Origin of the sequence: Streptomyces sp. E-08, assembly GCF_049913095.1 — a bacterium.
Taxonomy (GTDB): domain Bacteria; phylum Actinomycetota; class Actinomycetes; order Streptomycetales; family Streptomycetaceae; genus Streptomyces.
On the sequence record NZ_CP183971.1, the window covers coordinates 7,364,087 to 7,390,467 of the forward strand.

Annotated in this window: 25 protein-coding genes; 20 read left to right on the top strand and 5 right to left on the bottom strand. The window is 74.4% G+C overall.

The annotated features are described in order from the left end of the window. Together ACN9MM_RS33850 and ACN9MM_RS33855 are read right to left on the bottom strand one after the other, a co-directional pair. Complete coding sequence (locus tag ACN9MM_RS33850) at positions 1-1,356, bottom strand: carboxyl transferase domain-containing protein (RefSeq protein WP_426367560.1); 1,356 nt, start codon at positions 1,354-1,356, stop codon at positions 1-3. 331 nt (positions 1,357-1,687) lie between these two features. After that, positions 1,688-2,146: a Crp/Fnr family transcriptional regulator gene (locus ACN9MM_RS33855; RefSeq protein ID WP_426367561.1), complete on the bottom strand. Its 459-nt coding sequence runs from the start codon at positions 2,144-2,146 to the stop codon at positions 1,688-1,690. 237 nt (positions 2,147-2,383) lie between these two features. Here ACN9MM_RS33855 and ACN9MM_RS33860 point away from each other — a divergent pair, with 237 nt between their 5' ends. The 5 genes from ACN9MM_RS33860 (at position 2,384) to ACN9MM_RS33880 (ending at position 7,341) form a co-directional block, all read left to right on the top strand. After that, positions 2,384-3,139, top strand: a complete 756-nt coding sequence (locus ACN9MM_RS33860) for an amino acid ABC transporter ATP-binding protein (protein WP_426368892.1) — start codon at positions 2,384-2,386, stop codon at positions 3,137-3,139. A 109-nt stretch (positions 3,140-3,248) separates the two neighbouring features. Further along, a complete protein-coding gene (locus tag ACN9MM_RS33865; RefSeq protein WP_426367562.1) occupies positions 3,249-4,094 on the top strand; it encodes a glutamate ABC transporter substrate-binding protein in 846 nt (281 codons plus the stop codon). Between the two features lie 10 nt (positions 4,095-4,104). Then, on the top strand, positions 4,105-4,770 hold the full coding sequence (locus tag ACN9MM_RS33870) for an amino acid ABC transporter permease (protein ID WP_426367563.1): 666 nt from the start codon (positions 4,105-4,107) through the stop codon (positions 4,768-4,770). After that, a complete protein-coding gene (locus tag ACN9MM_RS33875; RefSeq protein ID WP_426367564.1) occupies positions 4,767-5,669 on the top strand; it encodes an amino acid ABC transporter permease in 903 nt (300 codons plus the stop codon). Before ACN9MM_RS33870 ends, ACN9MM_RS33875 begins: the two co-directional genes overlap by 4 nt. 73 nt (positions 5,670-5,742) lie before the next feature. Beyond that, positions 5,743-7,341: a molybdopterin-dependent oxidoreductase gene (locus ACN9MM_RS33880; RefSeq protein WP_426367565.1), complete on the top strand. Its 1,599-nt coding sequence runs from the start codon at positions 5,743-5,745 to the stop codon at positions 7,339-7,341. A gap of 19 nt (positions 7,342-7,360) precedes the next feature. Here the strand turns inward: ACN9MM_RS33880 and ACN9MM_RS33885 are convergent, their stop codons facing one another. Beyond that, entirely contained in the window at positions 7,361-8,593 is a 1,233-nt protein-coding gene (locus ACN9MM_RS33885) for a GNAT family N-acetyltransferase (protein ID WP_426367566.1), read from the bottom strand. Between the two features lie 162 nt (positions 8,594-8,755). Between ACN9MM_RS33885 and ACN9MM_RS33890 the strand changes: the two genes are divergently transcribed. The 11 genes from ACN9MM_RS33890 (at position 8,756) to ACN9MM_RS33940 (ending at position 20,363) form a co-directional block, all read left to right on the top strand. Further along, positions 8,756-10,858 carry an ATP-binding protein gene (locus ACN9MM_RS33890; RefSeq protein WP_426367567.1) on the top strand — a complete coding sequence of 701 codons (2,103 nt, stop codon included), beginning with the start codon at positions 8,756-8,758 and terminating at the stop codon, positions 10,856-10,858. A 94-nt stretch (positions 10,859-10,952) separates the two neighbouring features. Further along, on the top strand, positions 10,953-12,104 hold the full coding sequence (locus ACN9MM_RS33895; protein WP_426367568.1) for a sulfite oxidase: 1,152 nt from the start codon (positions 10,953-10,955) through the stop codon (positions 12,102-12,104). A gap of 104 nt (positions 12,105-12,208) precedes the next feature. Continuing rightward, on the top strand, positions 12,209-13,039 hold the full coding sequence (gene nadE, locus ACN9MM_RS33900; RefSeq protein ID WP_426368893.1) for an ammonia-dependent NAD(+) synthetase: 831 nt from the start codon (positions 12,209-12,211) through the stop codon (positions 13,037-13,039). Between the two features lie 72 nt (positions 13,040-13,111). Beyond that, entirely contained in the window at positions 13,112-13,507 is a 396-nt protein-coding gene (locus ACN9MM_RS33905) for a VOC family protein (protein WP_426367569.1), read from the top strand. 130 nt (positions 13,508-13,637) lie between these two features. Then, entirely contained in the window at positions 13,638-14,318 is a 681-nt protein-coding gene (locus ACN9MM_RS33910) for an ABC transporter permease (RefSeq protein WP_426367570.1), read from the top strand. Then, positions 14,315-14,989, top strand: coding sequence for an ABC transporter permease (locus tag ACN9MM_RS33915; RefSeq protein ID WP_426367572.1), 675 nt, complete (start codon positions 14,315-14,317; stop codon positions 14,987-14,989). Before ACN9MM_RS33910 ends, ACN9MM_RS33915 begins: the two co-directional genes overlap by 4 nt. Positions 14,990-15,051: 62 nt before the next feature. Next, complete coding sequence (locus tag ACN9MM_RS33920; RefSeq protein ID WP_426368894.1) at positions 15,052-16,023, top strand: ABC transporter substrate-binding protein; 972 nt, start codon at positions 15,052-15,054, stop codon at positions 16,021-16,023. Between the two features lie 45 nt (positions 16,024-16,068). After that, positions 16,069-17,376: an alpha/beta fold hydrolase gene (locus ACN9MM_RS33925; protein WP_426367573.1), complete on the top strand. Its 1,308-nt coding sequence runs from the start codon at positions 16,069-16,071 to the stop codon at positions 17,374-17,376. 85 nt (positions 17,377-17,461) lie between these two features. Beyond that, positions 17,462-18,592 carry a GntR family transcriptional regulator gene (locus tag ACN9MM_RS33930; protein ID WP_426367574.1) on the top strand — a complete coding sequence of 377 codons (1,131 nt, stop codon included), beginning with the start codon at positions 17,462-17,464 and terminating at the stop codon, positions 18,590-18,592. A gap of 89 nt (positions 18,593-18,681) precedes the next feature. Then, positions 18,682-19,614, top strand: a complete 933-nt coding sequence (locus ACN9MM_RS33935; RefSeq protein ID WP_426367575.1) for an SIS domain-containing protein — start codon at positions 18,682-18,684, stop codon at positions 19,612-19,614. Next, complete coding sequence (locus ACN9MM_RS33940) at positions 19,611-20,363, top strand: PIG-L deacetylase family protein (protein WP_426367576.1); 753 nt, start codon at positions 19,611-19,613, stop codon at positions 20,361-20,363. The genes ACN9MM_RS33935 and ACN9MM_RS33940 overlap by 4 nt, the downstream gene beginning before the upstream one ends. Positions 20,364-20,508: 145 nt before the next feature. On the opposite strand, the gene ACN9MM_RS33945 is transcribed toward ACN9MM_RS33940, so the two are convergent. Next, entirely contained in the window at positions 20,509-21,288 is a 780-nt protein-coding gene (locus ACN9MM_RS33945) for a VOC family protein (RefSeq protein ID WP_426368895.1), read from the bottom strand. 98 nt (positions 21,289-21,386) lie between these two features. Then, positions 21,387-22,349, bottom strand: a complete 963-nt coding sequence (locus tag ACN9MM_RS33950) for an NAD(P)/FAD-dependent oxidoreductase (RefSeq protein ID WP_426367577.1) — start codon at positions 22,347-22,349, stop codon at positions 21,387-21,389. Positions 22,350-22,416: 67 nt separating this feature from the next. Here ACN9MM_RS33950 and ACN9MM_RS33955 point away from each other — a divergent pair, with 67 nt between their 5' ends. The 4 genes from ACN9MM_RS33955 (at position 22,417) to ACN9MM_RS33970 (ending at position 26,316) form a co-directional block, all read left to right on the top strand. Further along, complete coding sequence (locus ACN9MM_RS33955) at positions 22,417-23,004, top strand: helix-turn-helix domain-containing protein (protein ID WP_426367578.1); 588 nt, start codon at positions 22,417-22,419, stop codon at positions 23,002-23,004. 68 nt (positions 23,005-23,072) lie between these two features. Further along, a complete protein-coding gene (locus tag ACN9MM_RS33960) occupies positions 23,073-24,041 on the top strand; it encodes an NADPH:quinone oxidoreductase family protein (protein ID WP_426367579.1) in 969 nt (322 codons plus the stop codon). Next, on the top strand, positions 24,038-25,219 hold the full coding sequence (locus ACN9MM_RS33965; protein WP_426367580.1) for an acyl-CoA dehydrogenase family protein: 1,182 nt from the start codon (positions 24,038-24,040) through the stop codon (positions 25,217-25,219). The genes ACN9MM_RS33960 and ACN9MM_RS33965 overlap by 4 nt, the downstream gene beginning before the upstream one ends. Next, a complete protein-coding gene (locus ACN9MM_RS33970) occupies positions 25,216-26,316 on the top strand; it encodes an acyl-CoA dehydrogenase family protein (RefSeq protein WP_426367581.1) in 1,101 nt (366 codons plus the stop codon). The genes ACN9MM_RS33965 and ACN9MM_RS33970 overlap by 4 nt, the downstream gene beginning before the upstream one ends. The last annotated feature ends 65 nt before the right edge of the window (positions 26,317-26,381 follow it).

Sequence of the window (26,381 nt, forward strand, 5' to 3'; positions counted from 1 at the left end):
TCACCGGTCGTTCGGGCTCGCCCGGTCCACCACCCCCCGCACCACCCCCAGGTCCACGAGGTCCTGGGGGCGCAGGCGGAGCTGGTCGGCCGTGGTCGGGGCTTCCTCGGGGGGTCTCTTCAGGATCGCGGTGGCCAGTTCGGGGGCGATGACGGAGAAGTAACTGTCCGGCGTGGCCCAGGTGTTGCCCGGGGCCGCCAGGGCCAGGGCGCCGCCCGAGCCGCCCTCGCCGACGAGCAGTGACGTCAGCGGCGTGCGGGCGGAGGCGACCGCGGCGAACAGGTCCGCGATCGCCGTCCCCGCGCCCTCCCGCTCCGCCGCCGGGTCGTTCGCGGCGCCCGGGGTGTCGACGAGGGTCAGCACCGGGACGCCGAGGCGCCCGGCCAGGCGCACCAGCCGGGCCGCCGTGCGGAAACCGGCCGGGCGGGTCGCGGTGCCGCACTGCGCCGCGTAGGCGACGGTGCGCCCGTCGGGGAGCCGCCCGAAGCCGCACCGCATGCCCGGGTCGACGCCCCCGCAGCGGTCGCCCGAGATCTCCTCGCGCAGCGTGAAGTGGGCGTCGAGGTACGCGGCGGCCCGGGGCCGGTCCGCGCGTCGGGCTCGCGCCACGGCCTCCCGACCGCTCGGGGCGGGCGGCGCCCCCGGATCGCCGAGCGCGTACGGCGGTGGGACCGGGCCCTCGGCGGGGTGGACCAGGAGCGAGAGCCACCGCCCGAGGGTCTCGCGCAGCGAGGCGGGCGGCACGATCGCGTCGATGTGACCGTGCGCGAGCTGCGCCTCGGCGGTGTACGCGGCCGGGTCCGCGTCCGGCGGCCGCACCCGGGAGCCGGCGAAGCCGACCTGGGCACCGGGCAGGGCGAGGACGACGTCGGACCCCGCGCCGAGCGTGGCCCAGCCGCCGCCCGTGGTCGGATCCCGCAGGATGGCGATCTGCGGCAGCCCGGCGGCTCGGGTGAGCTCCGACTCGCGCGCCAGGTACTGGAGTTGGAGGAGCGCGCGCATGCCCTCGTGCATCCGGCTGCCGCCGGTGGCCGGCAGGACGACCACGGGCAGGCGGCGCTCCCGGGCCAGGGCGTGGGCGGCGGCGGCCCGGGCGCCGGTCCGCTCCCCGAGCGACCCGCCGAGGAACCGGAACTCGAAGGAGACCAGTACCGCCGTCACCCCGCCCACCACGGCCGTCCCGCAGACCACCGACTCGGTCTCGCCGGTGCGCGCGGCCGCCCGGGCGTGCGCGGCCGAGTACCCGGGCCACCCGATCGGCCCGTCGTCGGGCAAAGGGCCCTCGTCGAAGGGGAGTTCGGTGAAGTCCTCGGTGACGAGGGCGATCGCCCCGCGTGCCGTCGTCGGGTCACTCATGCGTGCCTCGCCGCTCCTCGCCGGAGTGTGCGTACGGAATGCTGCTCGGTGCGTAACGGTCGTGCGGTGCAGCGTTTCCACGGTACCGCCCGGGTCCCGTACCGGCCCGGGCCCCCCTACCCCCCGGGTCCCGTGCCGCCCGGGGGGAAGGCCGGACGGCGTGCGATCCGCTCCTCCCCGACGTGGTGCGCCGGGGACCCTCCGGTCCCGCCCCCGAGGAGGCCCGTACGGAACCGGCGGCGGCGACCACGATCGTCCAGGGAACGCCGGCGGAGGTCCGGGCCGCCCACGGCCGTGCCCGGCCCCGGGCCGGCCCCCACGGGGTGCCGGATCAGGCCATGATGCCGCTCCCGTGCGGCGCGTACAGGTCGAGGAGGCGGACCCGGGTCACATGGAGGCGGTGGGCGAGGATCGCCCCCACCCAGAACACGACCGCGGCGCCGAACTCCGTGTCCGAGTGGCACATCGACCGGACGGCCGGGGCGTCGAACTCGTACGCCCGCACCGGCGTCATCGCCTCGGCCCCCGACTGGCACAGGTACGGCGGGAACAGCCAGGAGAGCCCGACCAGCTCGCCGTGGCGCAGGGTCTCGATCACGGGCGCCCCCCGGCCCGGCACCTTCGCGTCGAGGGTCACCGCGCCCGTCTTGACGATCCAGAACCGGTCGGCGTGCTGCTGCTCCTCGAACAGGCGGTGACCGGAATCGAAGTACACGTCCTCGGCGAAGGCCATCAGGCGCTCCCGGTGCTCCGTCGGCAACGTGCTGACCTTGGGCGCGGCTCTGCTCATGGTGGACCCTCCTCGCACACTCGGCTCCCACCCCCCAGTGTGAGCCCGCCCGCCCCCGTGCGCAGGGTTCGGAGCGGCCGACCGGGTACCGGCGCGCCGAACCGGGCCTCCGCTCACCCTCCGTACGCCGGGACCACCCTCCGTACACCCCGCGTCCGGAGTGCGCGCGCCGGGCCGAGGGCGGAGCATGAACGTGAGGAGGGAGCGGCAAGCGGGGGCGTGACCCTGGAGGGTGCCATGCCCGTCCCGGACGGTGGAGACTCGCTCGTCGTCCTGCGCGGGGTCGACAAGCACTTCGGCCCCCTTCACGTCCTCCAGGCCATCGACCTCACGATCCACCGCGGAGAGGTCGTCGTCGTCATCGGGCCGTCGGGCTCGGGGAAGTCGACGCTGTGCCGGGCGATCAACCGCCTGGAGACCATCGACGCGGGCGACATCGTCGTCGACGGGCGGCCACTGCCCGCCGAAGGACGTGAACTGGCGGCCCTGCGGGCCGACGTGGGCATGGTCTTCCAGTCCTTCAACCTCTTCGCCCACAAGACCGTGCTCGGCAACGTGACCCTCGGGCAGATCAAGGTCCGCAAGAAGGACCGGAAGAAGGCCGAGGAGAGGGCCCGGGCCCTCCTCGAACGGGTCGGGGTCGCCTCACAGGCCGACAAGTACCCGGCCCAGCTCTCCGGGGGCCAGCAGCAGCGGGTGGCGATCGCCCGCGCCCTCGCCATGGATCCGAAGGTGATGCTCTTCGACGAACCGACGTCCGCGCTCGACCCCGAGATGATCAACGAGGTCCTCGAAGTCATGCGGCAACTCGCCCGGGACGGGATGACGATGGTCGTCGTGACCCACGAGATGGGGTTCGCGCGCTCCGCCGCCAACCGCGTCGTCTTCATGGCCGACGGGAAGATCGTCGAGGAGACGACCCCGGACGAGTTCTTCAGCAACCCGCGCAGCGAGCGCGCCAAGGACTTCCTCTCCAAGATCCTCCATCACTGAACCGTCCGAGACCGCATCACTGATCCAAGACCGCATCACTGAGCCGAGACCGCATCAATGAGCCGCGGCCGCCCGGTCGCCCGAACCGCAGCCCCCAGGGGTGATCCTCATGAACCCGCTCAGGAACCGCAGGGCCACCGTCGCCGTCGCGGCGGCCGTCGTCCTCTCCTTCACGTCCGCCGGATTCGCGCACGGCGCGGCCGGTGCGCTCCAGCACGACGACAACGGCAAGATCACCATCGGCATCAAGTTCGACCAGCCCGGCATCGGCCTGAAGACCCCCGACGGCACCTACACCGGCTTCGACGTGGACGTGGCGAAGTACGTCGCCAAGCAGCTCGGCCACGACCCGTCCGAGATCGTCTGGAAGGAGGCGAAGAGCGCGGACCGCGAGACGCTGCTCCAGCGAGGGGACGTGGACTTCATCGCGGCCTCGTACTCGATCACCCCCAAGCGGGCCGAGAAGGTCGACTTCGCGGGCCCGTACCTCCTCGCCCACCAGGACGTCCTGATCCGCGCCGACGACGACTCCATCAAGAAGCCCTCGGACCTCAACAACAAGAAGCTCTGCTCGGTCACCGGCTCCACCTCCGCGCAGAACGTCAAGGACAAGATCGCCCCCGACGCCCAGCTCCAGGAGTACGGCGGCTACTCCGAGTGCCTGACCGGCCTGGAGAACGGGGTCATCGACGCCGTCACCACCGACGACTCGATCCTCGCCGGATACGCCGCGCAGCCCGAGTTCAAGGGCAAGTTCAAGCTCGGCGGCTTCAAGATGAGCAACGAGAACTACGGCATCGGCGTCCAGAAGGGCAGCGACCTCAAGGCCGAGATCAACACGGCCCTGGAGAAGATGGTCGCCGACGGCTCCTGGCAGGCGGCGGTCACGAAGAACTTCGGCCCCGCCGGCTACCAGAACGAGCCCGCCCCGAAGATCGGCGTCGTCGTCCAGTGAGCAGGCCGCCGTGTTCGACTTCCTCCAGGGGTACGACCTGCTCGGAGCCTTCTGGGTGACGGTGCAGCTCACCGTCTACTCCGCGATCGGCTCCCTCGTCTGGGGGACGCTGCTGGCCGCGATGCGCGTCAGCCCCGTCCCCCTCATGCGGGGCTTCGGCACCGTCTACATCAACATCGTCCGCAACATCCCCCTCACCGTCATCATCGTCTTCACCTCGCTCGGCCTCTTCCAGACCCTCGGAGTCACCCTCGGCGCCGACCGGTTCACCGCCATCAACTTCCGGCTCGCCGTCCTCGGCCTCACCGCCTACACCAGCGCCTTCGTCTGCGAGGCCCTCCGCTCCGGCATCAACACCGTCCCCCTCGGACAGGTCGAGGCCGCCCGCGCCATCGGCCTCAACTTCCTCCAGGTCCTCCGCCTGATCGTGCTCCCGCAGGCCTTCCGCTCCGTCGTCGGCCCCCTCACCAACGTCCTCATCGCCCTCACCAAGAACACCACCGTGGCCGCCGCCATCGGCGTCGCCGAAGCGGCCCTGCTGATGCGGGAGATGATCGAGAACGAGGCCCAGCTCATCCTCATCTCCGCGATCTTCGCCGTCGGCTTCCTCTGCCTCACCCTGCCCACCGGCCTCTTCCTCGGCTGGGTGGCCAAGAAGGTGGCGGTGAAGCGGTGAAGGAATCACCCACCGTCCTCTACGACGTCCCCGGGCCGCGCGCCCGGCGGCGCAACCTGCTCTGGACACTGCTGTTCCTGATCGGCCTCGCCGCCGTGGTGTGGTGGGTCGTGGCGAGCCTCGCCGACAAGGACCAGCTGGCATGGGCCAAGTGGGCGCCCTTCTTCACCGACCCCCGCGTCTGGGAGACGTACATCCTGCCCGCCCTGAAGAACACCGTGATCGCCGCCGCGCTCTCCATGGCCATCGCCCTGCCCCTGGGCGCGCTCCTCGGCATCCTCCGGCTCTCCGACCACCGCGCCGTCCGCGTCGCGGCCGGCACCGTCGTCGAGTTCTTCCGGGCCATCCCCGTCCTGATCCTGATGCTCTTCGCGAACGCCGCCTACTCCGAGTTCACCGACATCAGCCCCGACGTCCGGCCCCTGTACGCCGTCGTCACCGGCCTCGTCCTCTACAACGCCTCCGTACTCGCCGAGATCGTCCGCGCCGGCATCCTCGCCCTCCCCGCGGGCCAGACCGACGCGGCCAAGGCCATCGGCATGCGCAAGGGCCAGACCATGACGTACGTCCTCCTGCCACAGGCCGTCACCGCCATGCTCCCCGCCCTCGTCAGCCAGCTCGTCGTCATCGTCAAGGACACGGCCCTCGGCGGCGCCATGCTCGGCTTCTCCGAACTCCTCGCCTCCGTCCGCCCGATGAGCGCCAACTACGGCGCCAACACGATCGCCTGCTTCACCGTCGTCGCCGTCCTCTTCGTCGCCCTCAACTTCGCCCTCACCAGCTTCGCCTCCTGGCTCGAACGCAGGCTCCGCCGAGGCAAGAGGTCCACCGGGGCGGTCGTCGGGGCCGGTGCGGTGGAGGACCTGGCGACGCCGGGCGAGCAGCCGGGCAAGCCGTAGGAGCCCCTCCGTCCCGTCCCCCGCCCGGGTGAACCCACCCAACCGGGCGCCCCGGTGTGCCGAGAATCCCCCCATGAACGCCACCAGGACCGCGCCCGGGCCACACCCCGAACCACCCCGACCCACCCGCACCGACCGACTCCTCGCCGCACTCGGCGGCCTGGTCTCGGCGTACGTCTCCCTCGCCGTCGCGGACGTCGCCTCCTTCTGGGTACGCCCCGAGGCGGGCCCCGTCGTGGCCGTCGGAGGCACCGTCGTCGACCGGACCCCCGCGGCCCTCAAGGAATGGGCGATCCGCGCCTTCGGCGAGAGCGACAAGACGGTCCTCCAGCTCGGCATCCTGCTCCTGCTCGCCGCCCTCGCCCTCGGGATCGGGCTGCTCGCGCTCCGCCACCGCGCGCTCGGCGCGGCGGCCGTCGGCGCCTTCGGCGTCCTCGGCGCCCTCGCCGCCGTCACCCGCCCCGACTCCACCTCCGCCATGGACGCCGTGCCCTCCCTCGTCGGAGGCGCCGCGGGAGCGCTCCTGCTGTACGTCCTCACCGGCCGGCTCCTCACCCCCGGGCCCGGCACCGCGCGAGCGGACCGGCGCGGCTTCCTGATCGTCGCCGCCTCCACCGGGCTCGCCGCGACCGGGGCCTCCGCCATCGCCCGCGCCATCGGCAGTCCCGTACAGGAGAACGCCGCCGCCTCACGCGAGGCCCTGCGCCTGCCCCGGCCCACCTCCCCCGCACCGGCCGTGCCCGCCGGAGCACAGCTCCCCGTCCCCGGCATCAGCCCGTTCGTCACCCCGAACCGCGACTTCTACCGGGTCGACACCGCGCTCGTCGTCCCCAAGGTCGACGCCGAACGCTGGCGGCTGCGGATCCACGGCAGCGGCGTCCGTGAGGAACGCACCGTCACCCTGCGCGAGCTCATGGCCCGACCCGTGGTGGAACGGGACATCACCCTGTGCTGCGTCTCCAACCCGGTCGGCGGCCCCTACGTCGGCAACGCCCGCTGGCTCGGCGTCCGACTCGCCGACCTCCTCCGCGAGGCCGGCGTCCGCCCGCCCTCCGAGGGAGGCCCCGCCGACCAGCTGGTCGCCCGCTCCGTCGACGGCATGACCATCGGCACCCCCGTCGAGGCCGTCATGGACGGCCGCGACGCCCTCCTCGCCTTCGGGATGAACGGCGAACCCCTGCCCTTCACACACGGATTCCCCGTCCGCATGGTCGTCCCCGGCCTGTTCGGCTACGTCTCCGCCTGCAAGTGGATCGAGTCGATCGAGCTCACCACCTTCGACGCGTACGACGCCTACTGGGTCCCGCGCGGCTGGGCGGCGCAGGCACCCGTCAAGACCCAGTCCCGCATCGACACCCCGCGCCCCCTCGCCCGCCCCGCCGCCGGCACCGTCATGGTCGCCGGGGTCGCCTGGGCCCAGCACCGCGGCATCCGCCGGGTCGAGGTCCGGATCGACGACGGCCCCTGGCAGGACGCCCGGCTCGCGGCCGAGGACAGCGCCGACACCTGGCGCCAGTGGGTCCACCCCTGGGACGCCACCCCGGGCCGCCACACCCTCACCGTCCGCGCCACCGACGGCACCGGCGCCACCCAGCCGGAGCGGCGCACCGACACCATGCCCGACGGGGCGCAGGGGTGGTACTCCGTGGAGGTGACGGTCGAAGGACAGTGAACCCGTCCCGGCGCGCGGCTCAGAACCAGTGCAGGCAGTGCGGGGCGCGCTCGCCGCGGAACAGGGCGTCGGCGAGGGCGGCGGCGCCTTGCCGGTGGGCCCGGACGTGCCCGGCACGCACGAGCGTGCTCGGGGCCGTACCACCGAGGTACACCGAGCCCAGGTCCCGCACGTCCAGGGACAGGTCCGGCTCCCGGTCCGTCGGCACGCACTCCGCCTTGCCGTCCCGGACGGTCAGCAGGTGGCGGCCGTGCTCGCCGAGGAACGGATCCTCGACGTCGAGGACGAGCTCGCCGTCCGCGAACCAGCCGCGCGCGGTCAGCGCCCCCGGCACGTCCAGCAGCCGCACCCACAGCCAGTCGGTGTCGCCGCCCACCTCGCCGGCGCGGAAGTCAGCGAGCTGCCAGCGCAGCGGGTGCCCGGGCGGGACGTGCTTGAACACGACCTTCTCGACCAGGTCGTGTTCGAGCACGAACCGGGCCAGGGCCGTGAACACGGCGTCGTCGCCGGCGATCGTCTCGTCGACGGTCAGGGTGCGGTCGTCGCCGACCGTGTAACCGGCGTACCCGTCCGGGATCCCGTCGGCGTCCCGGTGGAGCGCCACGTACCGCGCCGCCGGAGCGATCGGGGGCTGTCCCGCGCGCAGGGCCCACCAGCGGTGCGGCCGGGACAGCGCGCCGGGCTGCGCGCGCCGGTACCGGTCGTAGACCTCTTCGAGGACCTCCGCGCAGTCGGCACGCCGCAGCACCTCGACCGAGCCCGCGTCGGGCGCGTTCGTCGAGTCCGTGGTCCCGAGCGCCCGGGGAAGCCCGAGGGCGGCCCGGCGCCGCGGCACCGTCAGCCGCTGCGTGTACGTCGCCGGCCCGTAGCCGAACCTGCCGTAGATCGTCGCCTCGGAGGCGAGGAGCACGGAGAGGAAGTCCCCCCGGGCCCGCAGCTCGGTGAGCTGCCGCCGCATCATCGCGCTGAGCACGCCCCGGCGCCGGTGCGAAGGCAGCACACCGACGGCGGTCACCCCGCCGACCGGGACGAGGACCTCGCCGGGCAGCGTGAGCTCGAAGGAGTACGAAGCGGTCGTGCCGACGGGCCGCCCGTCCTCCGCCAGGGCGAACAGACCGCGGTCCATCTCGAGCGCCGACCACCAGACCCCGCCGCCGTCCTCGGCCGGCGTGTCGGGGAAGAGCCCGAAGGCGGTGTGCATCGTGTCGACGAAGAGGCCGCGGTCCTGCTCGGTCGTGGGACGAATCTCCATCGGTACTGCTGCCTCCCCGGAACACCGGCACCACCGTCCGTGGTGCCCCGCACAGTGCAGCCCCGGCCCGGGCCCCGGTCAAACGAATTACGGCCGGTCGCCGCGGAGCACGGTCCGTCGCGCGCGTAACGAACCGGTTCCACCGGTCCGTTCGGGACGCTCATGAGGGACACTGCTCCCGTGCGTGGACATCTGCCGGACGAGAACCCCGGTTTCGTGGGACGCCGCACGGAACTGGAGCGCGTCTCCGCCGCATTGGCGGAGCACCGCCTCGTCACCGTGACCGGCGTCGGGGGAGTCGGCAAGACCCGGCTCGCGCTGCGCGCCGCACACCGAGCCGCCGACCGCTTCCCGGACGGCGCCTGGTGGACCGACCTCGGCCAGCTCGACGGCGACCGGCTCCTCGTCGCGCTCGTCGCCGACTCCGTCGACCTCGCCGACCACACCCCCGGCATGGCCTCCACCGGGCTCTGCCACCGGCTCGCCGACGACCGCCTGCTCCTCGTCCTCGACTCCTGCGAGCACCTCACCGAGCCCTGCGCGCGGCTCGTCACCGAACTCCTCGCCGCCGCCCCCGGGCTCACCGTCCTCACCACCAGCCGCCGCCCCCTCGGCGTCGCGGGCGAGCACCTCGTCCCCCTCGACCCGCTGCCGCCCGCCGGCGGCGACGCCCTGGAGCTGCTCCGCCGCGCCGCCGGACAGGACTTCCCGGCCGCCGGACCCGCCGGCGAGATCTGCGTACGCCTGGAGGGCATCCCGCTCGCCCTGGAGCTCGCCGCCGCGCAGATCCGCCTCCAGGGCGCCGAAGCGGTCCGCGACCAGCTCGGCACCCGCCTCGACGCCCCGCCGGAAGCCCGCTTCGACCTCCTCGCCCACACCGAGCGCGTCTGGCCGAGCCGCCACCAGACCCTGAGGGCCGCCATCGGCTGGAGCCACGAGCTGAGCACACCCCTCGAACGCCTCCTCTGGGCCCGGCTCTCCGTCTTCCGCGGCCCCTTCGACCTCTCCTCCGCCCTGGCCGTGTGCACGGGCGGCCCCCTGGACCGCGCGACCCTGCCCGCCGCCCTCGACGGACTCGTCCGCTCCTCCGTCGTCCGCCCGCCCGACGCCGGCGGCAGAATGCGCATGCTCGACACCATCCGCGAGTACGGCGCGACCTGGCTGGACCGGACCGGCGAGACCGGAAGGGTCGCCGACCGCCACGCCGCGCACTTCCGCGGCCTGGCCCGCCGGGCCGAGACCGAATGGCACGGCGCCCGCCAGCTCCGCTGGTACCGGACGGTCGACGCCCACCACACCGACCTGCGCACCGCCCTGGACCGGCTGCTGCGCACCGACCCCGACGCCGCCCTCGACCTCATCGGCTCCGTCGCCTTCGCCTGGTCCTGCCGCGGCCGGCTCCGCGAGGCCCGCGACGGCCTCGAACAGGCCCTGCTCCTCGGCGGGGCCCGGGGCCGCGTCCGGGCCCGGGCCCTGTGGGCCCTCGGCGTCACCCTCGTCCTCCAGGGCGAGTTCGGCCCCGCCCAGGAGGTGAGCGAGCGCTGCGCCCGCGAGGCCAGGCACACGGAGTACGCCGCACACGAGGAGGCCCCGCGCGGCGGCCGGGACCGCCCCGGCGAGCTCACCCTCGACGCCGCCGCCCTCGCCGGACTCCTCGCCCTGACCACCGGCCGGCCGATGGCCGCGTACGTCGTCGTCGGCCACGTCCTCGACGCCGCGCGGGGCGGCCCCGCCGACTCCGCCGCCCGGCTCCGCTGCCACCTCGTACGGGTCTTCGCCCTCACCGGCCTCGGCCGGCTCGCCGAGGCCCGGCAGGGGGCGCTCCGGCTGCGCGCCCTGTGCGAGGAGCTCGACGAGCACTGGACACGGACCGCCCTCGAGTACCAGCTCGCCCTCACCGGTCTCCTGGAGGGCGACCCGTCGGCCGCCGCCGGCCACGCCCGCGCCATGCTCGAAGGCACCCGCGGGCTCGGCGCGAGCCTCGGCGTCGCCCTGGGCCTCGACGTCCTCGCCACCGCCCTCGCGGCGGCCGGGGACGGGGAGCGCGCGGCCGACGTGAGCGGTACGGGCGAGGCGTTCTGGCGCTCCACGGGCCAGCCCCGGCGCGGCCTGCCCGGCCTGCGGGCCCTGCACGAGAAGTACACGGACACCGCCCGCGCGACGATCGGCGGACCCGCCTACGAGGAGATCTTCGTCCGCGCCCTCACCGGCCTCCCCCAGGACGGCCTCGCCCGGGCCCTGCGCGGCCCGGGCCCGACCGACTAGGCCCGGTCGTCAAACTCCCGTCGTCGCCCGAAGGGCGGCCCCGCGGCGTCCGGCACGACGTGCCGGACGCCGCGGCCGGGCGGACCATGAGGGCATGGACGGATCCCTGAGCGGTCCGAGCGACATCAGCACGCCGGGACGCGTGGCCCGACCCGGCGAGGGGATCACCGCGCACGAGCTCGGCCTCGCCGCGCGCAACCACGGCCTCCCCCTGGAGGCCCTGCGGTACGACGTCACCCCGCCCGGACTCCACTACCTCCTCGTGCACTACGACATCCCCGCCACCGACCCGGACCGCTGGCGGCTCACCGTCGGCGGCCGGGTCCTGCGGCCGCTCGACCTGGACCTGGCGGCGCTCCGCGCCCGGCCCGCCGTGACCCGGCGGGTGACCCTGGAGTGCGCGGGCAACGGCCGGGCCCTGCTCACACCCCGCCCCGTCAGCCAGCCCTGGCTGGTCGAGGCCGTGGGGACCGCCGAATGGACCGGCGTCCCGCTCGCCGCCCTCCTCGCGGAGGCCGGCATCGCCGAGGACGCGGCCGAGGCGGTGTTCACCGGCGCCGACCACGGGATCGAACGGGGCGTCGAGCAGGACTACCGCCGCGGCCTGCCCCTGACGACCGCCGCCGACCCCGCCCGGGACGTCCTCGTCGCGTACGCGATGAACGGCGCGCCCCTGCCGCCGCAGCACGGTAGTCCGCTCCGGCTCGTCGTCCCCGGCTGGTACGGCATGGCCCACGTGAAGTGGCTCCGCGACATCACGCTCAGCGCCACCCCGTACACCGGCTTCCAGCAGAGCGTCGCCTACCGCCTGCGCCGTACCGCCGACGACCCGGGGGAGCCCGTCACGCTCATCGCGCCCCGGGCCCTGATGGTGCCGCCCGGCTTCCCCGACTTCATGTCCCGCACCCGCGTCGTCCGGCCCGGTCCGGTCCCGCTCACCGGCCGCGCCTGGTCCGGGCACGGTCCGGTCACCCGCGTCGAGATCAGCGAGGACGGCGGCGCGGCCTGGACCGACGCCGTGCTCGACCGGGACCGCGCGCACCCGTGGGCCTGGTCCGCCTGGCGCGCCACCTGGACGGCGACGCCAGGCCTGCGCCACCTGACCGTGCGGGCCACCGACGCCGCGGGGAACGTGCAGCCGCTCACCGAGCCGTGGAACCGCGGCGGCTTCGCCAACAACCACGTCCAGCGGGTCGAGGTGCTCTGCACCCCGGACGCGTCCGACGGCCGACCGGGCGGCGCGTAGAGTCGACCCCGGTGCACCTCGTACGCCCTGGTGCGCCGCCGTACACCCCGTACACCCCGCACACCTCGGTCCGCCGCCGACCGACCCCCGACGAGGAGACCTTCGTGACCGACCCGGCGTCCACCGCCCTCCAGCAGCAGATCGCCCGGGACCTCCAGGTCGCCGAGACCTTCGACCCGAAGGCGGAGATCGAGCGCCGGGTGGCCTTCCTCACCGAGCGGCTCACCTCCACCGGCCTGCGCTCCCTGGTCCTCGGGATCAGCGGCGGCGTCGACTCCACGACCGCCGGCCGGCTCTGCCAGCTCGCCGTGGAGCGGGCCCGCGCCGCCGGTCACGACGCCACCTTCTACGCGATGCGCCTGCCGTACGGCGTCCAGGCCGACGAGCAGGACGCGCAGACCGCCCTCGGCTTCATCCGCGCGGACCGGGTCCTCACCGTGGACGTCAAGGCGTCCAGCGACGCGGCCCTCGAGGCCTCCCTCGCCGGTGGGGTGACCTTCCGCGACGCCCACCACCAGGACTTCGTGCAGGGCAACATCAAGGCCCGGCAGCGGATGATCGCCCAGTACGCGGTCGCCGGCGCCCACGACGGTCTCGTGGTCGGCACCGACCACGCCGCCGAGGCCGTCTCCGGCTTCTTCACGAAGTTCGGCGACGGCGCCGCCGACGTCGTCCCGCTGACCGGCCTGACCAAGCGCCGCGTCCGCGCGATCGCCGACGAGCTGGGCGCCCCGGCCTCCCTGGTGTGGAAGACCCCCACGGCCGACCTGGAGACCCTCGACCCGGGCAAGGCCGACGAGGACGCCCTCGGCGTCACCTACGACGACATCGACGACTTCCTGGAGGGGAAGCCGGTCGCGGAGGCCGCGTACGCCACGATCGTGCGCCGCTACGAGCTCACCGATCACAAGCGGCAGCTGCCGATCGCCCCCTGAGCGGCTGGCGCGGCGGAGGCGGGGGATCCTGGAAGGGGTGCCCGGGCACCGGGCCCCGGAAGGGAGCACGCCATGTTCGGCGAGACCACGGCGTACAGCGGCTTCTCGGTGGACGACCTCGACGCCGCGCGCGGGTTCTACGGCGACGTCCTCGGCCTCACGGTGGAGGACGCCGGCCCGGAGGGGATGCGGATGCTGAACCTCGTCCTGCCCGGCGGGGCGCGGGTCCTCGTCTACCCCAAGGAGAACCACGCCCCCGCCTCCTTCACGGTCCTCAACTTCGAGGTCGACGACATCGACCGGGCCGTGGACGACCTGGCGGGGCGCGGGGTGACCTTCGCGCGCTACCCCGGCTTCGAGGCCGACGACAAGGGCGTCGTGCGCGGCTCCGGGGGTGGCGAAGGGCCTGCCATCGCCTGGTTCACGGACCCGGCGGGCAACGTCATCGCGGTCCTGTCGAGCGGCTGACAGGGGCTGACGGCGACTTGACGCGGCTGACGGGGGCTGACAGCGGCTGACGGGGGCTGACGGCCGCTGTGCGCGCCCCGAACGGCCCGGCCGGGGTGCGCCGGACCCACCCGCGGTCTCGAATGGGAGGGTGACCGCGCCGCCCGACGACTGCCTCGCCCGCAACGAGTGGATCTGCGGCGACTACCTCTCCACCCGGCGCGAGATCCTCGCCGACGCCGTCGTCCAGCACCTCCAGCTGACCGGCGCCGCCATCGGCCTCGCCGTGCTGCTCGCCCTGCCCCTCGCGATCGCCGCCCGCCGCTGGCGCTGGGCGGCCGGGCCCGTCCTCGGGCTCACCACGCTCCTGTACACGATCCCGGCGCTCGCGATGTTCTCGCTGCTCCTGCCCCTGTACGGGCTCTCCGCCGGTCTCGTCGTGGCCGGGCTCGTCCTGTACTCCCTCACTCTCCTCGTCCGGAACGTCCTCGCCGGGCTCCGCGCCGTCCCCGAGGAGACCCGGCAGGCCGCCCGCGGCCTCGGGTACGGGCCGATCCGGCTGCTTCTCGCCGTCGAACTGCCCCTCGCCCTGCCCGCCGCCATGGCCGGGCTCCGCATCGCCACCGTCTCGGCCGTCTCCCTCGTCACCATCGGGGCGATCGTCGGCCACGGCGGCCTCGGCAACCTCGTCTACGCGGGGATGAACACCTACTTCAAGGCGCAGGTCCTGACCGCCTCCGTGCTCTGCGTGGTCATCGCCGTCGCCGCCGACCTGCTCCTCCTCGGCGCGCAGCGGCTCCTCACCCCCTGGACCCGGGGCCAGGCCGCGTGAACACCCTCGCCGACGCGTGGTCCTGGCTCACCACCGCCGCGAACTGGTCCGGCGAGAACGGCGTCTGGAACCGGCTCGGCGAGCACCTCTTCCTCACCGCCGTCTGCCTCCTCCTCAGCTGCCTGATCGCCCTGCCCGTCGCCCTCGTCCTCGGGCACCTCGGCAAGGGCGGCGCGCTCGCCGTCAACCTCGCCAACGCCGGCCGGGCCGTCCCCACGTTCGCCGTCCTCGTGCTGCTCCTGCTCAGCCCGCTCGGCCCGTACGGGCCGTGGCCGACGGTCATCGCCCTGGTGCTGTTCGCCGTGCCCCCGCTCCTCACCAACGCGTACGTCGGGATGCGCGGCGTGGACCCCGACGTCGTACGGGCCGCCCGGGGCATGGGGATGACGGGCCGCCAGACCCTGGCCCGGGTCGAACTGCCGCTGGCCCTGCCGATGATCCTCACCGGCGTACGGATCGCCGCCGTCCAGCTCGTCGCCACCGCGACCGTGGCCGCTCTCGCCGGCGGAGGCGGGCTCGGCCGGATCATCACCGCCGGATTCAACCTCGCGTCCACCCCGCAGGTCGTCGCCGGAGCCTTCCTCGTCGCCGTGCTGGCCCTCCTCGTCGAGGCGCTCTTCGAGGGCGTGCAGCGCGCGGGCCCGAAACGGGCGCGGGGGAGCGGCGCGTGAGGCGGCCCGGGACCGTCCCCGCCGGCAGCTTCGGAAGGCGCGAGCGCGGGCGCGCGGCGCGGGTGCCCGCCGTCGCCCTGTGCTGCCTCGCCCTGCTCGCCTCCGGAGGCGGTCTCGCCGGGTGCTCCACCGGCCCCGCCCTGGAGAACAGGGAGGCGGTCACGGGCCGGCCCGGCGACAGCCACCGGCTGGTCGTCGGCTCGGCCGGTTTCACCGAGAGCGACCTCCTGGCCCAGATGTACGCGCTGCTGCTCCAAGAAGCCGGCTACCGCACCAAGATCCTCTCCGTCACCAACCGCGAGCTGTACGAATCCGCCCTGGAGAACGGGCAGATCGACGTCGTGCCGGAGTACGCCGCGACCTTCGCCGACTGGCTGAACGCCAAGGCCGACGGCCCGGACGCGCCGACCGTCGGCTCGCCCGACCTGACCGCGACCATGACGGCCCTCCGGGCCCTGGCGGAACCCCGCGGGCTCACCGTCCTCGACCCCGGCCGCGCCGTCGACCAGAACGCCTTCGCCGTCACCGCCGCCTACGCCGCCGAGCACCGCCTGAAGACCCTCAGCGACCTCGGCGCCGCCCGGCTGCCCGTCCGCCTCGCCGCCGGGGACGAATGCGTCCGGCGGCCGTACTGCGCGCCCGGCCTGAAGGAGGTCTACGGCATCGACGTCACGGCCGTCGACCCCAAGGGCGTCGGTACCGTCCAGGCGAAACAGGCCGTGCAGAGCGGTCAGGACCAGCTCGTCCTGACCACGACCACCGACGCCACGCTCGACGCGTTCGGGCTCGTCCTGCTCGCCGACGACAAGCACCTGCAGAACGCCGACCACATCGTCCCCGTCGTCAACCGCGCCCGCGCCGGGAGCGAGGCCGTCACCCGCGCGCTCGCCCGGCTCAACGCGGTCCTCACCACCGCCGACCTCGCGCACCTCAACGAACGGGTCGACAGCTGGCGGCGGCTCCCGGAGGACGTGGCGCGCGCCTACCTCACGGAGAAGGGCGTCCTCCCGCGCCGATCCGCTCACTCCATGTGATCCACTGTCCCCGCGGGGGCGCACCGAACAGGAGCAGGAGCAGCGTTGACCACCTACCGCCAGCCGGGCCTCGTCCTCACCGACCACCGCTTCCCCGTCCCCCTCGACCACGCCCGCCCCGACGGCGAGCGCATCGAGGTCTTCGGCCGTGAGGTCGTCGCGAGCGGCCACGCGGGACCGGGCCGCGAGACGCTTCCCTGGCTGGTCTACCTGGAGGGCGGACCCGGCTTCGGCGCCCGCCGCTTCATCGGCCCGCAGGCCTGGCTCGGCCGCGCCGTGAAGGAGTTTCGCGTCCTCCTCCTCGACCAGCGCGGCACCGGCCGCTCGACGCCCGCCAACCGCCAGACCCTGCCGCTGCGCGGCGGTCCGGCCGAGCAGGCCGACTACCTGGCGCACTTCCGCGCCGACTCCATCGTGCGGGACTGCGAGCTGATCCGGCGCCGGCTCACCGGCGGCGCACCCTGGACCGTCCTGGGCCAGAGCTTCGGTGGCTTCTGCGCCACCCACTACCTCTCCACCGCCCCCGAGGGCCTGGAACGGGTCCTCATCACCGGAGGCCTGCCCTCCCTGGACGCCACCGCCGACGAGGTCTACCGCGCCGCCTACCCCCGCATCCGGCGGAAGAACGAGGCGCACTTCACCCGCTACCCGCAGGACGCCGAGCGGGTCCGTGCGATCGCCGCCCACCTCCTCGACCACGAGGTCGCGCTGCCCGGCGGCGGCCTCCTCACCGTCGAGGCCTTCCAGTCCCTCGGCATCCTCCTCGGCTCCGGCGACGGCACCCACCAGCTGCACCTGCTCCTGGAGGGCGCCTTCGTGCCGGCCCCGGGCGGGCACGTGCTCTCCGACGCCTTCCTGGAGCAGGTCCAGGCGCACCTCTCGTACGCGGGACACCCGCTGTACGCCGTCCTCCACGAGGCCATCTACGCGCAGGGCCGACGGCCCACCGACTGGGCCGCCGAGCGGATCCGCGCCGAGCACCCCGAGTTCGACGCCCGTGCGGCGCTCGCCGAGGGCGCGACCCCGCTCTTCACCGGCGAGACCGTCCACCCTTGGCACTTCACCACCGACCCCGCCCTGCGCCCGCTGCGCGAGACCGCGGAACTGCTCGCCGCGCGCACCGACTGGACCCCGCTGTACGACCCCGAGCGCCTGGCCGCCAACCGGGTCCCGGTGGCGGCCGCCGTCTACCACGACGACATGTACGTCGACACCGCCCACTCCCTGGAGACCGCGCGCGCCGTGCGGGGCCTGCGGACCTGGGTGACCGACGAGTTCGAGCACGACGGGGTGCGGGCCGGCGGGCCGCGCGTCCTCGACCGGCTGCTGGCCCTCGCCCGGAACGAGGTCTGACCACCGTCGGCGGACACATAGGATTCGGCGCGCAATCGATCAGCACCGGCACCGGGCGCGCCCCGGTCCGTACGAAGGGGCCCGGATGGCGCCACGCGAGACACCGGCGTCCGGCCGGGAGTTGAAGTTCCGGGCCCTCATGGCGGAGCTGCGGCGCGGCATCCTCGACGGCACCTGGCCCCCGGGCAGCAAGCTCCCCACGGAGCGGGCCCTCGCCATCGAGACGGGCCTGTCCGTCACCACCGTCCGCCGCGCCTACGAGGACCTCGTCGCCCTCGGCCTCGTCGAACGGCGCCAGGGCGCGGGGACGTTCGCCGCCCACCGGGCCGAGCGGGACCGGGCGGACCGCCGGATCGTCGGCGTCCTCGTCCCCGACACCACGTTCTACTACCCGCGCGTCCTCCAGGGCATCGAGAAGGAGCTCGCGGCGGCAGGCGCCCGGCTCGTCCTCGCCTGCTCGCACTACGACCCCGCCGAGGAGGACGCCGCTGTCGAACGGCTCCTCTCGGCCGGGGTTCACGGGCTCCTCCTCGTCCCCAGCCTGCACACCGCGACCGACCCGGGACGGCGCGCCGAGGAGCTCCTCGCCCTGCCGGTGCCCGCCGTCCTCGTCGAACGCCGGCTCGCCGCCCACGGCCCCGGCGACCCCACCGAGCACGTCTGCACCGACCACGAGGGCGGCGCCTACGACGCGGTGCGCCATCTGCGGGCCCTCGGCCACGAGCGGTTCGGCCTCGTCGCCCGCACGGACGCGCCCACCACCGCGCCCATCGAGTCCGGCTTCGCGCGCGCCCTCAGCGACCTGGGCCTGCCCGCCGCGGCCTACGAGCGGGACGTGATGGCCCACTGGGACCCGGACCGCGCCGACCGGGCCCTCGCCGCGCTGCGGGACGGCGGGGTGACCGCGGCGCTCTGCTTCGGCGACCGGGAGGCCGCCCTGATGCTCGGAGCGGCCCGCCGCGCCGGTCTGCGGGTGCCGCGGGACCTCGCGCTGATCAGCTACGACAACGAGTTCGCCGACGTCGCCGAGACCCCGCTGACGGCGGTCTCGCCCCCCAAGTACCAGCTCGGCCGCCTCGCCGCGCAGATCCTCCTCCGGCGGCTCGCCGAGGGGGACGCGGCCCCGCTGCACCAGGTGCAGCTGAGGCCGCGCCTGGTGGTCCGCGCGTCCTGCGGAGGGCGGACGGAGGGGGACCCGCAAAAGTCCAAGAGGTGAGTACGGATTGCTCATGGTGTGCTCTGGTCCGGCACGGATACAACTCGGTCCGGACCCGTGAGGGACCCTGCGAGGAGAGGACCCTGACCATGAGCACCCACGTCAGCGCGGAGATCGCCGGCCAGCCCGACTGCTGGCGCCGCGCCGCCGAGATCGCCGCCCGCGACACGGGCCTGCTGCCGGCCGGCGGCGAGCGCGTCGCGGTCGTCGGCTGCGGCACCTCGTACTTCATCGCCCGCGCCTACGCGGCCCTGCGGGAGTCCCTCGGCGCGGGGGAGACCGATGCGTTCCCCGCCTCCGACACCACCCCGCTCGGCCGCGGCTACGACCGGATCGTCGCGCTCACCCGCTCCGGCACCACCACGGAGGTCGTGGACCTGCTCGCCCGTGCCGCCGGCACGGTCCCGACGCTGGTCGTCACCGGGGTCCCGGACAGTCCCGCCGGGCGGCTCGCCGACAGGGTCGTCGACCTCGGCTTCGCCGACGAACGGTCCGTCGTCCAGACCCGGTTCGCCACCACGGCCCTCCAACTCCTGCGCGCCGGGCTCGGGGTGGACCTCGGCCCGGCGATCGCCGACGCGGAACTCGTCCTGTACGAGCGGCTGCCCGCCGCCTGGGAACGGCGCGGCCAGTTCACCTTCCTCGGCACCGGCTGGACCGTGGGGCTCGCCGACGAGGCGGCGCTGAAACTGCGCGAAGTGGCCCGCGCCTGGACGGAGTCGTACGCCGCTATGGAGTACCGGCACGGCCCGATCACCATCAGCGACCGTGCGAGCCTGGTCTGCTGCATCGGTCCGGAGCCCTCCGGCCTGCGCGACGAAGTGGAGTCCACGGGCGCCCTGTTCGCCGCCGACGCCATCGACCCCGTCGCGGCCCTGGTCCGCGTCCAGCGGCTCGCGGTCGCCCTCGCGGACCGGCGTGGGCTCAACCCCGACCGCCCGCGCCACATCTCGCGCTCGGTGATCCTCGCCGGAGCGTTCCGCCCGACGGCCGCGGACGCGAGCCGTATCCTGCGCTCATGATCGACACAGAGCCCCAGGACCTCCTGGAGATGCCCGGCGACTGGACGCGCGCGCTCGCCGTCGTCGCCCACCCCGACGACCTGGAGTACGGCTGCGCGGCGGCCGTCGCCGCCTGGACGGACGCGGGGAAGGAGGTCACGTACGTCCTCGCGACCCGCGGCGAGGCCGGCATCGACACCCTCGCCCCCGACGTCTGCGGCCCCCTCCGCGAGCGCGAACAGCGGGACAGCGCCGCCGTCGTGGGCGTGGACACCGTCGAGTTCCTCGACCACCGCGACGGCGTGATCGAGTACGGACTCGGGCTGCGCCGGGACGTCGCGGCGGCGATCCGCCGCCACCGTCCGGAACTCGTGATCACCCTCAACCACCGCGACACCTGGGGCGGCGGCCCGGGCGCCCCCTGGAACACCCCCGACCACCTGGCGGTCGGCCGCGCCACGCTCGACGCGGCGGCCGACGCGGGCAACCGCTGGATCTTCCCGGAGCTGACCGAGCAGGGCCTGGACCCCTGGAACGGCGTCCGCTGGGTCGCGGTCGCCGCCTCCAGCACCCCGACCCACGCGGCCGACGCGACCCCCGGCCTGGACCGCGCGATCCGCTCCCTCCTCTGCCACCGCGCCTACATCGAGGCCCTGACGGACGAGGACCCGGAGAAGTACGTCCGCGACTTCCTGACCACGGCGACGTCCCGCGCCTCCAGCCGCTTCGGCAACCGTCCGGCGGTGACGTTCGAACTCTTCGCCCGCTAGGCCCTGTCGGCCTGGGGCAGGTCGACGGGAGGTCCTGCCGGGAAGCGGCGACCGACGGGGCCGCAGGGCGGTCGGCCGGGACGCGGTGCTCCTCGGTGTCCAGCGGCCGTGCGCGCGTGCGCGCGGCCGCCGAGGCGCGCAGGGCCTACGCCCTCGGCGAGGGCTTCATCACCGCGAAGACCGCGCCGAAGGGGTCGGCGATCCAGGCGATCCGGCCGACGTCCGGGACGTCGGCGGCGGGCATGACGACCGAGCCGCCGCTGCCCTGGGCCGTGCGGGTGACCGCGTCGGGGTCCTCCACCATGAAGTACGGGACCCAGCGCGTGGCGTCTCCCTCGTTCTGGAGCGCGGCGGCGCCGCCGAAGGAGGTGTCCTCCTGGTCGCCCTCGGCGGTGGAGATCACCCGGTAGGTCATGCCGGGCGCGTCCATCAACGACCAGCGCCAGCCGAACAGGGTCCGGTAGAAGCCGAGGGTGGACTCCGGGTCGGCGACGTGCAGTTCGGCCCAGAGGAGGGTGTTGGTGGAGGAGGTCCGGTCCAGGCCCTTCACCTCCCCCGGCTGCCAGACGGCGAACTCGGCGCCGGCCGGGTCGGTGAGGCACGCCATGCGCCCCGCCTCCATGACGTCGAAGGGCGGGACGCGCACGACACCGCCGGCCGTCTCGGCGGCCTTCGCGGTGGCGTCCGCGTCCGGGGTCTGGAAGTACACCGTCCAGGCGGAGGTCGCGCCCTCCTCGGTGAGGGGGCCGAGGGCGCCGACCGTGGCGCCGTCCTGCTCGAAGAAGCCGTAGCCGCCGGCGTCCGGTCCCGCCGACCGGAAGCTCCAGCCGAGGACGGCGCCGTAGAAGGCGGCCGAGGCGCCGGTGTCGGGGCTGCCGAGGTCGATCCAGTTGGGGGAGCCCTTGGTGAACTGCGTACCGAGCATGGGTGGTGTTCCGTCCTTGCGTCGTGCGGGGCCGAATGTGGTCACCCTGGCCGATCCTCACCCGTGCGCCCGGACGGCGCAGCCCCAGCCGCCGCGTTTCATCCGGCCGGCCGACGGGCCGCCGCCTCCTCCAGGTCCGCGAGCAGCAGCTCGTTGCTGATCGCCACGCCCGCCCGGTAGCCCCGGCTCACCGCGTTGACCACCTGTTCCTGCGGGCCCGTCACGTTCCCCGCGGCCCAGACGCCGGGCACGCTCGTCCGGCCCGTCCCGTCGACCGCGACGAACTCCCCGAACGGGGTCTCGCGCAGCTCCGCGCCCAGCTCCCGAAGCACCGCGTCCCGGGCCGCGAGGCGCCGCGCCGCGACGAAGACCACCGCGCGGGGCACGATCCGCCCGTCGGCCAGCCGGACGCCGGTCAGCCGGTCGTCCTCGACGGCGAGCCCGGTGACCTCACCGGTCACGACCCGGACCCCGGCCGCGCCGAGCAGCGCGGCGTCCCGGGCGGAGAGCTCGCCGGCCGTGTGGAGGAAGAGCGTCACGTCCCGGGACCAGCGCGAGACCGTCAGCGCCTGGTGCGCCGGCATCGCCGGGTGGGCGATCACGCCGAACGGCAGGTCGCGGACCTCCCAGCCGTGGCAGTACGGGCAGTGCACGACGTCCCGGCCCCAGCGCTCGGCCACCCCGTCGATCTCCGGCAGCTCGTCGACGAGTCCGGTCGTCACGACCAGCCGCCGCGCGGACAGGCTCGTGCCGTCCGCCAGGGTCACGGCGAAGCCTTCGCCGTCACGTGCCGCGCCGGTCACCCGGCCGTCCCGCACGTCCACGCCGTACGCGGCGAGTTCGCGCCGGCCGGCCGCCAGGTAGTCGGCGGGGCTCGTCCCGTCCCGCGAGAGGACGCCGTGCATGTGGGCGGCCGGGGCGTTGCGGGGCTCGCCGGCGTCGACGACCAGGGTGCGCAGCCGCGAGCGGCCCAGGATCAGTGCCGCGCTGAGCCCGGCGGCGCCGCCGCCGACCACCACGGCGTCGTACCGTCCGAGAGGGGAGTCTGTGTGCGTGTTCATGGGGAGAGAGTCATTCCGCTTGTGCCTCCTCGGCAAGGAATCTTGCCGTTTCTGCAACACTGGACGCATGACCGAAGACGACCGCATCGACGCCGTCCTGACCGAGGTCGGCCCCAGGCTCCGCCGTGTCCGCCGTGACCGCGGGGTGACCCTGGCCGAGCTCTCCGCCGCCACCGGCATCTCCGTGAGCACCCTGTCCCGGCTGGAGTCCGGGCAGCGCAGGCCCAGCCTCGAACTGCTCCTGCCGCTCGCCCGCGCCCATCAGGTCCCGCTCGACGAGCTGGTCGGCGCGCCGCCGGTGGGGGATCCCCGCGTCAAGGCGAAGCCCATCGTGCGCCACGGCCGGACGATGTACCCGCTGACCCGGCAGCCCGGCGGGCTCCAGGCGTACAAGGTGATCCAGGAGAAGGCCCAGGAGGCCCCCGAGCCCCGGGTGCACGAGGGGTACGAGTGGCTGTACGTGCTCTCCGGGAGGCTCCGGCTCGTCCTGGGCGAGCATGACGTGGTGCTGGCCGCCGGCGAGGCGGCCGAGTTCGACACCCGCGTCCCGCACTGGTTCGGCCCGGCCGGGGACGGGCCGGTGGAGTTCCTGAGCCTCTTCGGGCCGCAGGGCGAGCGGATGCACGTACGGGCGCGTCCGAAGAAGTCCGGCTGACCCGGTTCCGCAGCGAGCAAGCGACCGCTTAGTATGCACCGACCGCTCGGTACGGAGGAGGCTTCCGGATGCAGGCATGGCGTGTGTACGAGAACGGCGAACCGGGCGCGGTGATGCGCCGCGAGGAGGTGGAACCGCCCGTGCCCGGCGAGGGCCAGGTCCTCCTCAGGGTCCGCGCCGCGAACGTCAACTTCCCCGACGCGCTGCTCTGCCGCGGCCACTACCAGGTGCGGCCCCCGCTGCCCGTCACCCCCGGCGTCGAGGTCTGCGCCGAGACCGAGGACGGGCGCCGGGTCGTCACCACCGTCGCCCTCCCGCACGGCGGCTTCGCCGAGTACACCCTCGCCGACGCCGCCGGGCTCCTGCCCGCCCCGGAGGCGCTCGACGACGCCGAGGCCGCCGCCCTGCACATCGGCTATCAGACCGGCTGGTTCGCCCTGCACCGCCGCGCCGCCCTCCAGGAGGGCGAGACCCTCCTCGTGCACGCGGCGGCCGGCGGCGTGGGCAGCGCCGCCGTCCAGCTCGGCAAGGCGGCCGGCGCCACCGTCATCGGCGTCGTCGGCGGCCCGGAGAAGGCCGCCGTCGCCCGCGCCCTCGGCTGCGACGTGGTGATCGACCGCCGCTCCGAGGACGTCGTCGCCGCCGTCAAGGCCGCCACCGGCGGCCGGGGCGCGGACGTGATCTACGACCCCGTCGGCGGCGAGGCCTACCAGCAGTCCGCCAAGTGCGTGGCCTTCGAGGGCCGGATCGTGATCGTCGGCTTCGCGTCCGGCACCGTTCCCGCCCCCGCGCTCAACCACGCCCTGGTGAAGAACTACTCCGTCCTCGGCCTCCACTGGGGCCTGTACGCGGCGAAGGACCCGGCCTTGATCGGCCGCTGCCACGAGACCCTCACGGCCTACGCGGCCAAGGGGATCGTCAAGCCCCTGATCGGCGAGCGCGTCCCCTTCGCCGCGGCCGCCGACGCCGTCCAGCGCGTCGCCGACGGCACCACCACCGGCCGCCTGGTCGTCCTCCCGGAAGGAGTCCACGCATGACCGACGCCGAGGAACTCCGTTCCCTCGTGGGGAAGCTGCTCGCCGAGCACCCGCCCGCCACGACCGACCGCACCGACTTCCTGAAGGCCCGCTTCGACGCCGGACTCGCCTGGGTGCACTACCCCGTGGGCCTCGGCGGGCTCGACGCGCCCCGGTCCCTCCAGGCCGTCGTCGACGCCGAACTCGCCGCCGCGGGCGCCCCCGACAACGACCCGCGCCGGATCGGCATCGGCCTGGGCATGGCCGCCCCCACCCTTCTCGCCTACGGCTCCGACGAGGTCAAGTCCTGCTTCCTGCGCCCCCTCTGGGTCGGCGAGGAGGTCTGGTGCCAGCTCTTCAGCGAACCGGGAGCCGGCTCGGACCTGGCCGCGCTCGGCACCCGCGCGGTGAGGGACGGCGAGGACTGGGTGATCGACGGGCAGAAGGTGTGGACCTCCAGCGCCCACGTCGCCCGCTGGGCCATCCTCATCGCCCGCACCGACCCGGACGCGCCCAAGCACCGCGGCATCACCTACTTCGTCTGCGACATGACCGACCCCGGCGTCGAGGTCCGGCCGCTGCGCCAGATCACCGGCGAGGCCGAGTTCAACGAGGTCTTCCTCACCGGCGTCCGCATCCCCGACGCCCACCGCCTCGGCGAGGTCGGCGACGGCTGGCGCGTCGCCCAGACCACCCTCATGAACGAACGGGTCTCCATCGGCGGCGCCCGCATCCCCCGCGAGGGCGGCATGATCGGGAAGCTCGCCGCGACCTGGCGCGAGCGCCCCGAGCTGCGCACCCACGACCTGCACCGGCGCCTCCTCGACCTCTGGGTCGACGCCGAGGTCGCCCGGCTCACCGGCGAGCGCCTCCGCCAGCAGCTCGTCGCGGGACAGCCCGGCCCCGAGGGCAGCGCGATGAAGCTGGGCTTCGCCCGCCTCAACCAGGCCATCAGCGGCCTGGAGGTCGAACTCCTCGGTGACGAAGGCCTGTTGTACGGGGAGTGGGAGATGCGCCGCCCCGAGCTCGTCGACTTCACCGGCCGCGACGCGGGCTACCGCTATCTGCGGTCCAAGGGCAACTCGATCGAGGGCGGCACCAGCGAGGTGCTCCTCAACATCGTCGCCGAGCGGGTCCTCGGCCTGCCCCCGGAGCCCCGCAACGACAAGGACGTCGCCTGGAAGGACCTGGCCCGATGACAGCGCAGACCGATCTCCTGTACTCCGACACCGAGGACGACCTGCGGGCCGCCGTCCGCGCCCTGCTCACCGAACGGGCCGGTCACCAGGTGCTGCTCGACCGGATCGAGACGGACGATCCGTACGTCCCCGGTCTCTGGAAGTCCCTCGCGGGCGACATCGGCGCCGCCGGGCTCCTCGTGCCCGAGGAGCTGGGCGGCCAGGGCGCGAGCCACCGCGAGGCCGCCGTGGTCCTGGAGGAGCTGGGCCGCGCGGTGACCCCGCTGCCGTACCTCACGAGCGCGGTGGTGGCCACGGAGACGCTGCTCGCGCTCGCGGGGGAGGGCGGCCCGGCCGCCGGGCTCCTGGCGGAGCTCGCGTCCGGTGAGCGCGTCGCGGTTCTCGCGGTGCCGTTCTCGACCGCGCCGCACCCGCCGCTCGCGGGAGGCGAGGGCACCGCGCAGGGCCCGGTGCGCGGTGTCGCCGACGCGGTCGCCGCCGACGTGTTCCTCGTCGCGCGTCCCGACGGCCTGTACGCGGTCCCGGCCGCCGACGCCGTCGTCACCCCGCTCACCCCGCTGGACCTGACCCGGCCGCTCGCCGTCGTCGACCCCGGCAGCGCCGGGGGTACGCGGCTGGCCGACGGCGACGCGTCCCGCGCGGCCGTCCGGCGCGGACTGCTCGCGGGCGCGGGGCTGCTCGCCTCCGAGCAGCTCGGCCTCGCCGAACGCTGCCTGGAGGAGACCGTCGGGTACACCCGCGAGCGCCACCAGTTCAACCGGCCCGTCGGCTCCTTCCAGGCCCTGAAGCACCGCATGGCCCAGCTCTGGCTGGACGTCGTCGGGGCCAGGGCCGCGGCCCGCGCCGCCGCCGACGCCCTCGCCGCCGGGAGCCCGGACGCGCCGCTCACCGTGGCGGTCGCCCAGGCGTACTGCTCCAAGGTCGCGGTCCGCGCCGCCGAGGAGTGCGTGCAGCTGCACGGCGGGATCGGGATGACCTGGGAGCACCCCGCGCATCTGGCCCTGAAGCGGGCCAAGTCGGACCAGATCGCGCTGGGTTCCGCGGGCCGCCACCAGGACGCGATCGCCGCGCTGATGGACCTGCCCGCACCCGGGTAAGGACCCCCCTGTGCCCGCACCCCTTTACCTACTGTTTAATTGCAACCTGTTCGCAATAACAGTTG